We start from the raw sequence: 13,143 nt of genomic DNA on the forward strand, positions 1-13,143 counted from the left end.
CATAACGCATGATATACTGTTTGGGTAGGAGGGATATCGGTGAATAGCATACGGACAAAGTTAACGGGGATGATTGCGTTGACCATCATTGTACCGGTCATTTTAGCGACGATTGTTTCATTTTGGTACGTGCAAGACCGGGAGCGTGAACGTGGTCTTGAGATGACCGAATGGTCGCTCGAGCGGGGGACACGTCAGATGGAACGCTATATCTCTGATTTGAGTCGATTGCCAACGAGTTTATACGCTGATCGTGACGTGTTAGACATTTTAGAATATGGACCGGGACTTTCGTTAAGAGAAACGGAGATTGAAGTGCGGCGCGCGCTCCTTGCGATGTACCTGTCCCGAGAAGACGTGGCGCAAATTCAGCTGTTAATGCTCGAAGATATGGATTCGTTTGCGGCTTATAAAATGAAAGTGTCACCACGGTCGAAAAAAGAGCCGAGCGCCGTCCAACAACAGCTCTTGGATAACCCGAAAAGTCGTGTCTTATTAGAAGCATCCCATCCACTTGTTGCTTATCATGATTTTGGGCCGATCATGACACAAGAAGACGTCGTGACGCTTCATTTCAGGCTGGACAAGATTGAAACGGATGAACCACTTGCTATTCTTTCGCTCGATATCCCTGAAAATTTATTCATCGGGCAGCTGGCTTCTTTACAAAATAGTCCGGATGAGAGTTTATGGTTCGTCGGTGAAGACAACCGTGTGTTTGCCCATCTCGGTGAGGGAGAAATTCCGTCTTCATTTCAGCCGAGATCCATCTCGACCGATGGGAAACATCATCAAATCACGAAAACATTCGAGTTTGACCATCAGCAGTTTTATGTCGGTAAATCGATTCCAGATGAACTCTTGACCGAACCGGCTTCACGAACGTCATTCATCATCTTGCTTGTCGGGATGGTCTCGCTCATTTTGGCACTGATCGGAGCGACCTATGCTTCGATGAAATTGACGACACCGATCAAGACGTTGACCTCAAACATCTGGCGAATCGAGCAAGGAGACATGACCGTCTCATTTGATTCCCTCGGAAATGATGAGTTCGGCGTGCTCGGAAGACAGTTCAAGCGAATGATTGAACGGATCGATGATTTAATTCAACGAGAGTATAAGCTCGCCTTAGAGAATCGGACGAACGAGCTTCGTACACTTCAGGCGCAAACCAACCCGCATTTCTTATTTAACACGTTACAGTCGATTGGAACGTTGGCATTGAAGGGAGATGGCAAGACGGTCTACCGATTAATCACGCAACTCTCTTCGATGATGCGGTATACGATGCATCCAGAAGAGTCGATGGTGACGCTGAAACGGGAGATCGAGCATTTGAACTCTTACATTCGTCTTCAAGACGTACGATTCCCAAATCAGTTTCAAGTGACCGTTTCAGTTCCTGAAGACCTCTATGAATTGATTGTTCCAAAGATGATTTTACAGCCGTTAGCGGAGAACTTTTTCAAGCATGGGTTCGAGCGAGACGGCTCTGCTTTAGCGAATCAATTTGATGTGACGGCCTGGATGGACGGAACGTCACTCGTGATTCGTTGTGAGAACAGTGGTCGTTCGATGACGACCGAAGAATGGGAACGAGTCATGTCACGGATTGAGCAAAGTGATTCGACATTTTATGACACGGAAGGCACAGGATTACGAAACATTCGCGATCGACTCATGTTAAACTATAATCGGGAGGCAGAATTTATGTTGGCTACACCTGAAACAGGCGGTTTTCGAATTATGATGCGTTTCCCCGCTTCTTCTGAGGGGGTGGCGTCATGACGAAAGTGTTGATTGTAGATGATGAATCTCCGGTAAGGGAAGCGGTGAAATTACTCGGTGAATGGGAACGGTTCGGCGTGACGACGGTTCTTGAAGCAACGGATGGGCGTGAAGCACAGGTGCTCATTGAACAAGAACGTCCAGCGCTCATCTTATCCGATATTCAAATGCCCCATTGTGATGGGATCGAGCTGATGGAGTGGGTACACGACCATGCTTCATTTTCTAAGCTTGTTGTGCTGACAGGATACGATGAATATTCGTATATGCGACGGGCCATCCAGTATGGGAGCTTTGATTATTTGTTGAAACCGATCGACCCGGATGTATTGAATGATACGTTGGCACGCGCGTTAGGGGACGTGGTGGATCGGTCGAGTGAAGATCCGATTTCTCAGATTGGAACGTTCATTGAACAGCATTTTTCGGAAGAACTGAGTTTGCAAGGGATGAGCGAACGATTTTACTTAAGTCGAGAGTACATCTCGCGACGTTTTAAACAACAATATGGCGTGAATTTGTCTGAATACGTATTGACGATTCGGATGAACGAAGCGAAGCGCCTGTTAGAGACGAGTAGACAGCGTATCTATGAAGTCGCCCAAGCAGTCGGCTTTTCGGACGATAAGTATTTCCGGAAGGTCTTTAAAAAACAAGTCGGTGTTACTCCGAACGAATTTCGGGAAAAGGTTCAACGACAAGCTTAAAGGAGGAATTCAAACATGAGTGTACACATTGGAGCTCAAGAAGGACAAATTGCAGAAACGGTATTACTTCCAGGGGATCCGCTTCGCGCCAAGTATATCGCGGAGACGTTTTTAGAAGACGTTGAATTATATAATGAAGTTCGTGGTATGTACGGCTTCACAGGTACGTACAAAGGAAAACGCATCTCGGTCCAAGGAACGGGGATGGGTGTGCCTTCGATGTCGATTTACGTGAATGAACTCATCATGTCGTACGGTGCAAAAAACTTGATCCGTGTCGGAACTGCCGGCGGAATTCAAGAAGATGTCAAAGTGCGTGATGTCGTCATCGCCATGAGCGCATCAAGTGAGATGGGGCAAAACCGTGTCCGCTTCAACGGAATGGACTATGCACCAACAGCGACGTTCGACCTCCTACATCGTGCATATATGAATGCAGAGAAAGCTGGAATTCCGGTCAAAGTGGGACAAATCTTCACAGCAGACCAATTCTATCAAGATGACTTCCACCACTTCAAGAAGTGGGCGGACTTCGGTTGCCTCGCAATCGAGATGGAAGCAGCGGGTCTTTACACGCTTGCGGCGAAACATAAAGTAAACGCGTTGACAATCCTCACGATCTCTGACCACTTGTTGACAGGTGAAGAAACGACTTCAGAAGAGCGTCAGACGACGTTTGATGAAATGATTCGTGTCGCTCTCGATACAGCGGTTGAAGTGACGAACTAAACAGTTTTCCCTACAGTCTTTGGCTGTAGGGATTTTTTGTGTCCAAACCCATTCATCCCTATGAAACGGTTGGAGCTCCAGCTAGACTAAGGATAAGATACCGAGAAAGAGGAAATGTCTAATGAAAACTCCATCACGTTTTATATTATATGCAATTGTATTTTTTGCTTTTTTTGATCTGTTCGCCCAACTCCCAATTATGAGCACGTTTGCGTTGTCCGTTGGGGCATCTTCGTTTATCGCTGGTTTTTCCATCGCGATATATTCATTGACGAACACATTTGGAAATGTGCTGTCCGGTATATGGACTGACAAGAAAGGTCCATATCACGTATTGGTTCTCGGTTTGTTCCTGACGAGCTTAAGTTTACTCGCTTATCAATTCGTCGACTCACCATCCATATTACTGCTTGTCCGATGTGTCCACGGCTTTATGGCTGGACTGATCGTCCCGGCTGCGTTTACGTTGTCTGCGAACATCACCGCAATGAATCGTCAAGGGAAGAAAGTCGCCATCACCGGTAGTTTCGTCGGATTGGCGGCCATCATCGGTCCTGCGTTCAGTGGAATTGTCGCCAGTGTCACATCACCACCGACCGTCTTTTTATTTGTTTCTTTATTCGGCTGGGTGATTCTGTTCGTGACAATCGTAACGATGCGACGGAGCCAAACGGTGGATTCGAAGACAGATACCCATACAGCACCGATAAAACCAGACCCGAAAGTGATTCGAGCCTACTGGGGGGCATTCTTCCTCATGTTTTCCCAAGGGGCACTTGCGTTTTTGTTACCGGTTCATGTGCAGGAGCTTGGCTATGATTCACGATTGAGTGGGACGCTACTTAGTATGTTCGGCGTGGTCGCCGTCCTATTCTTTTTATTACCGACGAACCGATTGTTCGATCGATTTTCACCGACCAAATTGACCGCACTTGGGGTGGCGATTATTGGGACGTGCCAGATGTTAATTGGACAAGCAGGTGTACAAACGAGCCTTTATGGGGTACTTGCCTTATATGGTGTCGGGTTTGCGATTCTTTTCCCGGCCATCAACACATTGTTGATTCAATCAACTTCTCCTCAAAATCGAGGAAAAGCATACGGGGCATTCTATGCCTTTTTCTCTCTCGGTACGGTAGCGGGATCTTCTTTTTTAAGCGCTCTGCCACTTTCCGTCGTCGAGCAGTTCACGCTGACTGGTTTGATATTATGGGGGGCGAGCCTTCTCTTTCTTGTCAGTGTGGTAAAGGGAAGACGGATATTTTGACACGATAAAAGTAATGTATTACTCTATGATTAAATGTTTAAACATTTAAACGTTTAGTGTAACTGGCATCGATGAAAGCGTTTTTTTGATTCACTTTTCACTCGATGATAAAATGAAATCAATGTGATGAATCATAAGGAGGAAAGTTCATGCTGGCACCGATTGAACAATTGACGATTGACGAGCTTGTCCAAAAACAACGTCGTTTCTTTAAAACACAGGCGACGAAATCAATGGCATTCCGTTTAAGTATGCTGACGTTTTTAAAGGAATCGATCAAGCATCATGAAGCGGACTTGCTAGAAGCGCTTAAAGAGGACTTGAACAAATCGGAGATGGATGCGTATACGACAGAAATCGGATTCATTTATGACGAGATTTCTCGGACGACACGCGAATTAAAACGATGGATGCGTCCGAAGCGTGTGCGTGGAACTGCCATCCATCTTGGAATGAAGAGTGAAATTCAATATGAACCATACGGTACGGTATTGATCATCGCTCCGTGGAATTATCCGTTCCAACTAGCGGTCGCACCACTCATTGGTGCCATTGCCGCGGGAAACACAGCGGTCGTCAAACCTTCAGAACTGACACCGAACGTCGCGCGTGTCCTGACACAGGTGCTAGAACGTGCTTTCACCGATCGATATATAGCCAGTGTCGAAGGGGATAAAGACACAGTTCAAGAGCTCTTGAATCAAAAATGGGACTACATTTTCTTTACAGGTTCGACGCAAGTCGGTCGCATCGTAAATAAGGCGGCAGCAGAACATTTAACACCCGTCACACTCGAACTCGGAGGGAAATCACCTGTCATCGTTCACGGAGATGCGAATGTCTCCATCGCGGCAAAACGTGTCGCGTGGGGGAAATGGATGAACGCCGGGCAAACGTGTGTCGCGCCAGACTACGTGCTTGTACATGAATCGCAGCAAGAAGCCTTTTTAGAGGCAATCAAACAAGAGGCGTTTGCGATGTTCGGGAACGGTGTTGGTACGAAACGATACACGCGCATCGTCAACGAATCGCACTTCGACCGTTTGTCTCACTATTTGACAGAAGGCGAACTTGCTTTTGGCGGGGAAACGAACCGGGATGAGCTAAAAATCGCACCGACCGTCATGACGAATCTCGAAGAAGATGCTGATGTGATGAAAGACGAGATTTTTGGTCCGATTTTACCGGTCATTCCGTATCGTCAGCTAGATGAAGTGATCGAGTTCATCTCTGACCGACCGCATCCACTCGCGCTCTATCTCTTTACGGAATCGAAAGATGTGGAAAGAACGATCATGAAACACCTTTCCTTTGGAGGAGGATGTGTGAACGATGTCATCATGCATTTGACGAATCCGAATCTCCCGTTTGGTGGAGTAGGCGAGAGCGGTATGGGAGCCTATCACGGACGTACGAGCTTTGAGACGTTTAGTCACGCAAAGTCTATTTTGAAAAACACGACAAAATTTGATTTACCAGTTCGGTATCCGAACTTCAAACCGGCCGAACAATTGATTCGATTGATTCAACGATAAAGCTATAGAGACTCGGTACAAATGCCGGGTCTCTCTTTTTTTAAAAAGATTGTTTGAAATGTCACATACTTTTCTGATACTCCCTGTCACACTCCTGTATAATAAAGTCATAATTGGAACGTACGAATGAAACGTGGAGGGAGCACCGACCTATGTCAATGCAATGTGGAACGACCCAACCGAACAGTTTTGTATTCTCAGATGAAACGAAACAATTGCTGTTGGAAATGATGACAATTCAACATCATCCGAAAGCGAGTATCGTATGTTGGGAAGGTGAAAAGTGTGATAAGTTCTTTTACTTAAAGAGTGGTTCTGTCAAATTCACGAAAATCACGAAAAAGGGAAATCCACTCGTCATGTTCATGTATGGTTCGGATGATTTCTTTGGTGAGTTTGACATTGTCGAAACTTTCCCCAGCTCGTATAGCATTGAGACGACTGAGGAAAGTACCATCGGAACCATTTCAAAACGCGAGTTGGAATCGCTCATGCAACGTGATATCCGCTTTGCCGGAGAAATTTTGCGATGGACATCGATGATGCGCAAACATTCAGAGATGAAAGTACGCGACTTATTGCTATACGGCAAACCAGGCGCTTTGGCTTCGACACTACTCCGTATGGCAGCCATGCATGGGGTGGAGGAAGAGGGGACAATCGTCATTCCTCGTCATCCGTCAGATGGAGAACTCGGGCAGTTGATTGGAGCGCCACGCGAGACGGTGAATCGATTGATCAGTCAATGGCGAAAAGAAGGAGTCATCAGCACGACAGCCAAATCGATTGTCATTCATGATGTTGATTTTTTGAAAGAGCTTTGTCACTGCGAGGGTTGTCCTGCAGGAATATGTCGTTTATGAACCGTCTCATGTGAAGGCGGTTTTTTTGTGACCTACTTTTATCAAAATGTGAATTTTGTGTGTTGAAACTACGCAAATTTGATGTGATTGTCACTTTTTGAGTGACAAAAGTCACATATTATCCCTTAGGTGATTGCATACAATGAAAGTGGAAAAACAACCGAAAGGGGTCTTACACGTGGAACATAAAGATGGGCAAGAACCGAACCTAAAAGGAACGTTTACATCGGTCATGATCGTTGCAGGTGTCATCATTGCCATGTGGTCATCAGTCTTTTATTTATTCGTCACACGATAAACATGTAGGGAGGAGGGTCTCATCGTGCATATTCATAAACTAGAAAAGTATTGGCTTACATTTGGTATTATCCTACTCGCGGTCTTCTTGACTGTTCTCGGGGTATCGGCATTCGCGGCAGGGAACCAGCCAGCATCGGATGCGGATTTGATTGACCCGGCCAAAGTAAATCAGACGGCTCCATTCGACAAACCAGGACTTCATCAAATTGGTGAGAATGAATACGAACTCGTCATGATCGCACAAGCGTTTACGTTCACACCAGGGAATGTTGAAATTCCAAAAGGCGCAAAAGTAACATTCCTTGTGACGTCACCTGATGTCGTACACGGATTCCAGTTGACAGGTACTCCGGTCAACATGATGGTCGTGCCTGGACATATCAACTCATTGACGTACACGTTCGAGGAAGCTGGCGAATTTTTGATTCTTTGTAACGAATATTGTGGGACAGGGCATCACATGATGTCGACTAAAATCAAGGTGGTGGAGTAAATGAACGACGTATCATCTAAACTGAAACAATGGGAGATGGAGCGAGGGGTTCCTGTTCCAAGTATCGGAGCGAAAGAGGCGCGTCTTGCCTACGGACACGTTCTCGTATCGGTGCTCGCCATCTTGATTGGAGCGCTAGCCGGATTGACACAGACGTTGATTCGGACGGGTGTCATTCCTGAAATCTTTGGATACTATCAATTGCTAACGGCTCACGGTATCATGCTCGGGATCGTCTTCACGACGATGTTCATCATCGGTCTTTTATATGCGTTATTGGCAAAGTCGTTCGGTCGCTTTGAATCATTCCCGACACGTGTCGCTTGGCTCGGTTTTTGGACGATGATTATCGGTGCCGTCATGGTAACGGTCATGATCTTGGCTAACAAAGGGACAGTATTGTATACGTTCTATGCACCGCTCATGGCAGATCCGCTCTTCTATGTCGGACTCGTCCTGTTCGTAGTCGGAACATGGTTGTCGTCATTCGCGATGTTCCGTATGTATGCGGACTACAAACGCGACAACCCAGGCGTTCATCCGCCGCTCCCGGCTTATATGAGTATTATGACGATGCTTCTATGGGACATTGCGACACTCGGTGTCGCAGCAACGATTCTGTTCCAACTCCTTCCGCTCTCGTTAGGATGGACAGATACAGTCGGAATCGAGTTATCTCGTACATTGTTCTGGTACTTCGGTCACCCGCTCGTTTATTTCTGGCTCATGCCGGCATATATTGTATGGTACACAGTCGTGCCGAAAGTCATCGGTGGGAAGATCTTCTCGGATGCGTTGGCACGGATGGCGTTCTTGTTGTTCTTGCTCTTCTCATTCCCGGTCGGCTTCCACCATCAGTTGACAGAACCGGGGATTGAACCGTTCTGGAAGTTCGTTCAAGTTATCTTGACGTTCTTGGTCGTCATCCCATCGTTCATGACAGCATTCTCGCTCTTTGCGACGTTCGAACTTCGTGGACGTGCGCTCGGCGCGAAAGGATTGTTCGGTTGGGTGAAGAAAATGCCGTATGGTGATGTTCGTTTCCTCGCACCATTCATCGGGATGCTATTCTTCATTCCTGCCGGTGCAGGTGGGATCATCAACGCGTCTCACCAATTGAACGCGATGGTTCACAATACGCTTTGGGTCACAGGTCACTTCCATATCACAGTCGGAACGGCTGTCGCCTTGACGTTCTTCGGAACGGCATACTGGCTCGTACCAGTACTTCGTGGTCGCACGTTGACAAAAGCGATGAACAAGCTTGGATTGATTCAAGCAGGGACGTGGGCGTTCGGTATGGCCATCATGTCATATGCGATGCACATTTCAGGATTGAATGGTAATCCACGTCGTACGGGTCCAGCAACTTACTTCTCGGATGCATTGACGCGTGAATGGATTCCGTACCACGTCATGATGGCGATTGGAGGAACGATTTTATTCATCTCCGTTCTGATTTTCGTCTACTCGATGTTCAACTTGTCATTCCTCGCTCCAAAAGGCGAAGAGGAATTCCCGCTCGCTGAGACAGAAGAGGCGGCGATGGATACACCGCGCTATTTCGAAAACTGGAAATTGTGGATTACGGTAACGTTCGTCTTGATCGCATTTGCATACACGGTTCCAATTTGGCACTTGATTGAAAGTGCGCCTCCTGGAGCGCGTGGTTGGGTACTCTGGTAAACTAAAGTCAGCTCATTCGTGAGCTGACTTTTTGTGTGGGGAGGAACGATATGAACGTATTGGATGTGATTCGTTCTGCACGAGCGACGCACGCGGGGAATCGCCCGTTTGTCGTGGCGATTGATGGATTGAGTGGAGCGGGCAAGACAACGCTCGTCTCACGTTTGAGTGAAGAGTCGACTATACTTGTTCTTCACATTGATGACTATATTGTCGAACGAGACAGACGCTATGAGACCGGACAGCCTGAACCGACCGAATATTACGCACTCCAATGGGACGTGTCGCGACTTGAGCGTGAACTGTTTCGTCCATTGAGGAATGGGATAACGGAATTGACGTTACCTCGTTACGTGTATGAACGAGATGTCATTGTTGAAGAAGTGATCGATGTGTCATCTGCTTATACCATTGTCGTCGAAGGGATTTTTCTACAACGACCGGAATGGAGACCATATTACGATTACGTGATTTATCTCGACTGTCCCCGCGAGGTTCGGTATGAACGGGTATTGAATCGAGATACATATCTCGGCAACCCGGAGGAAAGGCTTGCGAAATACAAGCGGCGCTACTGGGCAGGGGAAGATCTTTATCTTCAACTCGTCGACCCGAAAAGAGAAGCAGATATCGTGCTCTGACTGAACGTTTCAACATCTGACGCATGCGTCAGGTGTTTTTATTTTGGAGAAAATTTGAAAAAATGATTGACGTTAAAGTGTATTACGCTAATAATACAGTTAGAAAGTGTATTAACCATGTCATACACTTAGAAAGGTGATGAACATGCAATTCAATACGAGGGCACCGGTTTACCTACAGGTCGTCGATTACTTCAAAAAGAAGATGGCGCTCGGTGAACTGAAAGCCGGGGATGAGATGCCATCTCGGCGTGAGCTTGCGAACGATTTAAAAATTAATCCGAACACGGTTCAAAAAGCGTTCAAGGAAATGGAGGACCAACAATTGATTACGACCGAACGAAATCGACCGAGTCGCGTGACGACAGATCGAACGGTATTGGCACAAATCCGCTCTGAAATCGTAGATGACGCGGTCGCCGTATTTGTAGAATCGATTCAAGAACTTGATGTCTCGGTAGACGAACTTGTTGAAAAAATCAAACGACAGTACAAGGAGGGGATGTACGATGATCGAAGTGTTGGGAGTTAAAAAACGTTATCGGCGGAAACAAGTCATTGAAGACGTGTCGTTCACAGCGAATAAAGGTGAAATCACGTGTCTCATCGGCTTGAACGGTACGGGGAAGTCGACGTTGTTGAAAGGCATCATGGGATTGACACCTTTCGACAAAGGTTCGGTATTGATCGATGGGAAACCGATTGATTTGAATCGTGTCGCCTTCGTCGCCGACCATGCGATGTTCCCGATTCACTTTACAATCGAACAATGTGAGGCGTTCATGAAAGATTTTTATCCGACATTTGATTCGGTATTATTTGCCCGTCTCGTCGATGATTTCAAGTTGTTTCCGGAAGATAAGTTGAGCGAGTTATCGAAAGGGACGCTCGCGAAAGCGAACCTCGCACTCGGGATTGCGCAAGACCCGGATTATTTATTGCTTGATGAACCGTTCTCAGGAATCGATGTCTTCTCAAAAGAACAGATTGTCGAACTATTTTCGAGCGAGGTCATGGAGAATCGTGGCGTGCTCATTACGACACACGAGATTGAAGATATCGAGTACTTGATCGACAAGGCCGTCATGTTGAATAACGGAAGAATCGTCCGTGAGTTTGATGTCGAAGATGTCCGTTTCATTCACGGGAAGTCCATCGTCGATGTGATGAGAGAGGAGTACGGGGCATGAATCTATTGAAACTTTTGAGTTGGGAAATCGAGCGTGTCACAAAACCGTTCTTGATGTTAGTTACTGGCCTCCTCGTCGTCCAGTTTGGGTATCTCGGTTACTTTTTATGGGATGAGACAAATCTATTTGAACGGTTACGACGTGAAGGGAACGCGGACTATCAATATACGTTCTTGGATTATCTCGGCAGTACGCCATATCTCTTGTCACTCGGAATTGCGGTCGCGGCGATGTTATTATACAGCGCCTGGATCTGGTATCGCGATTTTCAAGGACGAGGGACGTTCATGTTGCGACTACTCACGATGCCACAAAAACGAATGACCTTGTTCTTCGCTAAACTCGCTACGATTTTGATGATGACGTTGGGACTGTTTGCCATCGAATGGATTGCTCTCAAGTTACAGTACATAGCGTTCACGAGTTGGTTCGATGAAAAGATGATTCCAATGAGAGGTTCATTCGAGCAAGCGATTTCCTATCATGGGATGTTTACGGTCATGTATCCTTCTTCACTCGTAAATTTCGTCATCCATCAATTGTTGATCATCATCGTTGTGCTGTTTATTTTTACATTTGTATTGATTGAACGCAGTTTCTGGCAACGGACGATGTGGTCGCCTGTACTTAGTTTATCGATTCTAGTTGTCATCTTAACTATTCCCATTTTAGGCTACGCGTTCCTGTCGAATCGACTGATTTATGATGAGACGATCGTGTACGTCGGTATGGTATTGGTCGTTTGGGCAAGTGTGACGATTTGGCTAGGTCGAAGATTTTTACAGACGAAATTGAATGTGTGAGGTGAGAAGATGAAACGAATGTGGAACGTGGCTGCGCTCGGTGCGGTCATCGTGATTGGGCTTGGGACGTTTGCTGTTGATGCGACAGAACCGAAAGCAGAATGGTCGTTAGACATCAGTTCGAATCCAGCTGTTTGGGAAAATCAAATTGTTGAGATGACTTATAGTTCTGATGATGCTGTTGATCAACGGTTTGAAGTGACGGCTGATGAAAGTCGCATCACATCAAACTTGAACTATATAGCTGAGGGACAACAATATCGTGAACGTTTGAATGGAGATGTACGTTCCATCCATAGACTCATGAATGGATGGACGTATGCGCAGTCGATTCAAACACAAGACGGATATATCGGAGTCGGGCAGGATGGGATGAAAGAGCTCATCGTTTTTCAACAATTAAAAGGAAAAGAAATGTCGAGATTCGCATTCGATGCCAGTGATTCAAAAATATACGACATCGTGAACGGGGTGTGGGCAGGCGTATTCCTGAATGATGGTCAGTTAAACTTAATCTATCGAGATGGATATGACGAAGACGTAAAAACAATGATTGCCACGTTTAATGAAGCGATGAATGACGTAAGCGTCAAAGAATTGAACATGGACAAAGGATTTATCACCCATGTCATCAATACGAATCGTTTTTACGCTACCGATGTATCCTCTCAGATGACAGAAACACGTTATATCCCTGTCGGTGTTAGCTTCTACGATGTTATCGAAGAAGGAGAAGATAAGTTCAATGTTGAAGACAGATTGCCAGGTCAATTCGCTTATGACACGAAAACGGAGAAAGTCGTTCAATTGGCTGAAGACCAAGGCTTTTGGGATTATACAACGTCGGGCCAAAACCTGTTAGCGATAAATGAAGATGGCGAGGAAGTCGTCATCGACTTGAACACAGGGAAGAACATGACCCGAAGCGTTCTCGACTCGGTTGATCACTCCTTCTATTCAAACGGTCGTCTGTACCAAACGCGTCAAGCGAAAGATGGTGTCGTCATCGATGTATACGAGGATGGGGAACAAATCTCAAGTGCGGCGATCACGCCTGAAAATGAAGAAGCTCGTGACATACTCAAACAGATTGACGTGTACGTCAGACAAAAATAAGCAAAGGGCCGCGGCCTTTTGC

Annotated in this window: 14 protein-coding genes; all 14 read left to right on the forward strand. The window is 46.2% G+C overall.

What is annotated here, in order from left to right:
• Positions 1-39 precede the first annotated feature (39 nt).
• Complete coding sequence (locus PQI28_RS11725) at positions 40-1,791, forward strand: sensor histidine kinase (RefSeq protein ID WP_339963405.1); 1,752 nt, start codon at positions 40-42, stop codon at positions 1,789-1,791.
• Entirely contained in the window at positions 1,788-2,498 is a 711-nt protein-coding gene (locus tag PQI28_RS11730) for a response regulator (RefSeq protein WP_337874409.1), read from the forward strand. Before PQI28_RS11725 ends, PQI28_RS11730 begins: the two co-directional genes overlap by 4 nt.
• Before the next feature lie 15 nt (positions 2,499-2,513).
• Positions 2,514-3,227 (forward strand): purine-nucleoside phosphorylase, encoded by a 714-nt coding sequence (deoD, locus tag PQI28_RS11735; RefSeq protein WP_074033044.1) that lies wholly within the window; start codon positions 2,514-2,516, stop codon positions 3,225-3,227.
• Positions 3,228-3,348: 121 nt separating this feature from the next.
• Positions 3,349-4,494, forward strand: a complete 1,146-nt coding sequence (locus PQI28_RS11740; protein ID WP_339963406.1) for an MFS transporter — start codon at positions 3,349-3,351, stop codon at positions 4,492-4,494.
• Positions 4,495-4,643: 149 nt separating this feature from the next.
• Positions 4,644-6,029, forward strand: coding sequence for an aldehyde dehydrogenase (locus tag PQI28_RS11745; RefSeq protein WP_339963407.1), 1,386 nt, complete (start codon positions 4,644-4,646; stop codon positions 6,027-6,029).
• Between the two features lie 152 nt (positions 6,030-6,181).
• Positions 6,182-6,892 (forward strand): Crp/Fnr family transcriptional regulator, encoded by a 711-nt coding sequence (locus tag PQI28_RS11750; protein WP_214790605.1) that lies wholly within the window; start codon positions 6,182-6,184, stop codon positions 6,890-6,892.
• A 178-nt stretch (positions 6,893-7,070) separates the two neighbouring features.
• A complete protein-coding gene (locus PQI28_RS11755; RefSeq protein ID WP_224863290.1) occupies positions 7,071-7,190 on the forward strand; it encodes a cytochrome c oxidase subunit 2A in 120 nt (39 codons plus the stop codon).
• 24 nt (positions 7,191-7,214) lie between these two features.
• Entirely contained in the window at positions 7,215-7,685 is a 471-nt protein-coding gene (locus tag PQI28_RS11760) for a cytochrome c oxidase subunit II (RefSeq protein ID WP_074033048.1), read from the forward strand.
• Positions 7,686-9,371: a b(o/a)3-type cytochrome-c oxidase subunit 1 gene (locus PQI28_RS11765; protein WP_271306030.1), complete on the forward strand. Its 1,686-nt coding sequence runs from the start codon at positions 7,686-7,688 to the stop codon at positions 9,369-9,371.
• Between the two features lie 50 nt (positions 9,372-9,421).
• Positions 9,422-10,012, forward strand: a complete 591-nt coding sequence (locus tag PQI28_RS11770) for a kinase (RefSeq protein WP_271306029.1) — start codon at positions 9,422-9,424, stop codon at positions 10,010-10,012.
• Positions 10,013-10,151: 139 nt separating this feature from the next.
• Positions 10,152-10,544 carry a GntR family transcriptional regulator gene (locus PQI28_RS11775; RefSeq protein ID WP_214747253.1) on the forward strand — a complete coding sequence of 131 codons (393 nt, stop codon included), beginning with the start codon at positions 10,152-10,154 and terminating at the stop codon, positions 10,542-10,544.
• Entirely contained in the window at positions 10,522-11,202 is a 681-nt protein-coding gene (locus PQI28_RS11780) for an ABC transporter ATP-binding protein (protein WP_339963409.1), read from the forward strand. Before PQI28_RS11775 ends, PQI28_RS11780 begins: the two co-directional genes overlap by 23 nt.
• Positions 11,199-12,005: a hypothetical protein gene (locus tag PQI28_RS11785; RefSeq protein WP_214785702.1), complete on the forward strand. Its 807-nt coding sequence runs from the start codon at positions 11,199-11,201 to the stop codon at positions 12,003-12,005. The genes PQI28_RS11780 and PQI28_RS11785 overlap by 4 nt, the downstream gene beginning before the upstream one ends.
• Positions 12,006-12,014: 9 nt before the next feature.
• On the forward strand, positions 12,015-13,121 hold the full coding sequence (locus PQI28_RS11790) for a hypothetical protein (RefSeq protein WP_339963410.1): 1,107 nt from the start codon (positions 12,015-12,017) through the stop codon (positions 13,119-13,121).
• Positions 13,122-13,143: the final 22 nt, after the last annotated feature.

The sequence above is a fragment of the Exiguobacterium sp. USCH10 genome (assembly GCF_037619445.1).
Classification (GTDB): Bacteria; Bacillota; Bacilli; order Exiguobacteriales; family Exiguobacteriaceae; genus Exiguobacterium; species Exiguobacterium aestuarii_A.

Coding starts and splice junctions, on each gene's coding strand:
- PQI28_RS11730 (WP_337874409.1), top strand. CDS start 1,788: ATGACGAAAGTGTTGATTGTAGATGATGAATCTCCGGTAAGGGAAGCG.
- deoD (WP_074033044.1), top strand. CDS start 2,514: ATGAGTGTACACATTGGAGCTCAAGAAGGACAAATTGCAGAAACGGTA.
- PQI28_RS11740 (WP_339963406.1), top strand. CDS start 3,349: ATGAAAACTCCATCACGTTTTATATTATATGCAATTGTATTTTTTGCT.
- PQI28_RS11745 (WP_339963407.1), top strand. CDS start 4,644: ATGCTGGCACCGATTGAACAATTGACGATTGACGAGCTTGTCCAAAAA.
- PQI28_RS11750 (WP_214790605.1), top strand. CDS start 6,182: ATGTCAATGCAATGTGGAACGACCCAACCGAACAGTTTTGTATTCTCA.
- PQI28_RS11765 (WP_271306030.1), top strand. CDS start 7,686: ATGAACGACGTATCATCTAAACTGAAACAATGGGAGATGGAGCGAGGG.
- PQI28_RS11770 (WP_271306029.1), top strand. CDS start 9,422: ATGAACGTATTGGATGTGATTCGTTCTGCACGAGCGACGCACGCGGGG.
- PQI28_RS11775 (WP_214747253.1), top strand. CDS start 10,152: ATGAACATGCAATTCAATACGAGGGCACCGGTTTACCTACAGGTCGTC.
- PQI28_RS11780 (WP_339963409.1), top strand. CDS start 10,522: ATGATCGAAGTGTTGGGAGTTAAAAAACGTTATCGGCGGAAACAAGTC.
- PQI28_RS11785 (WP_214785702.1), top strand. CDS start 11,199: ATGAATCTATTGAAACTTTTGAGTTGGGAAATCGAGCGTGTCACAAAA.
- PQI28_RS11790 (WP_339963410.1), top strand. CDS start 12,015: ATGAAACGAATGTGGAACGTGGCTGCGCTCGGTGCGGTCATCGTGATT.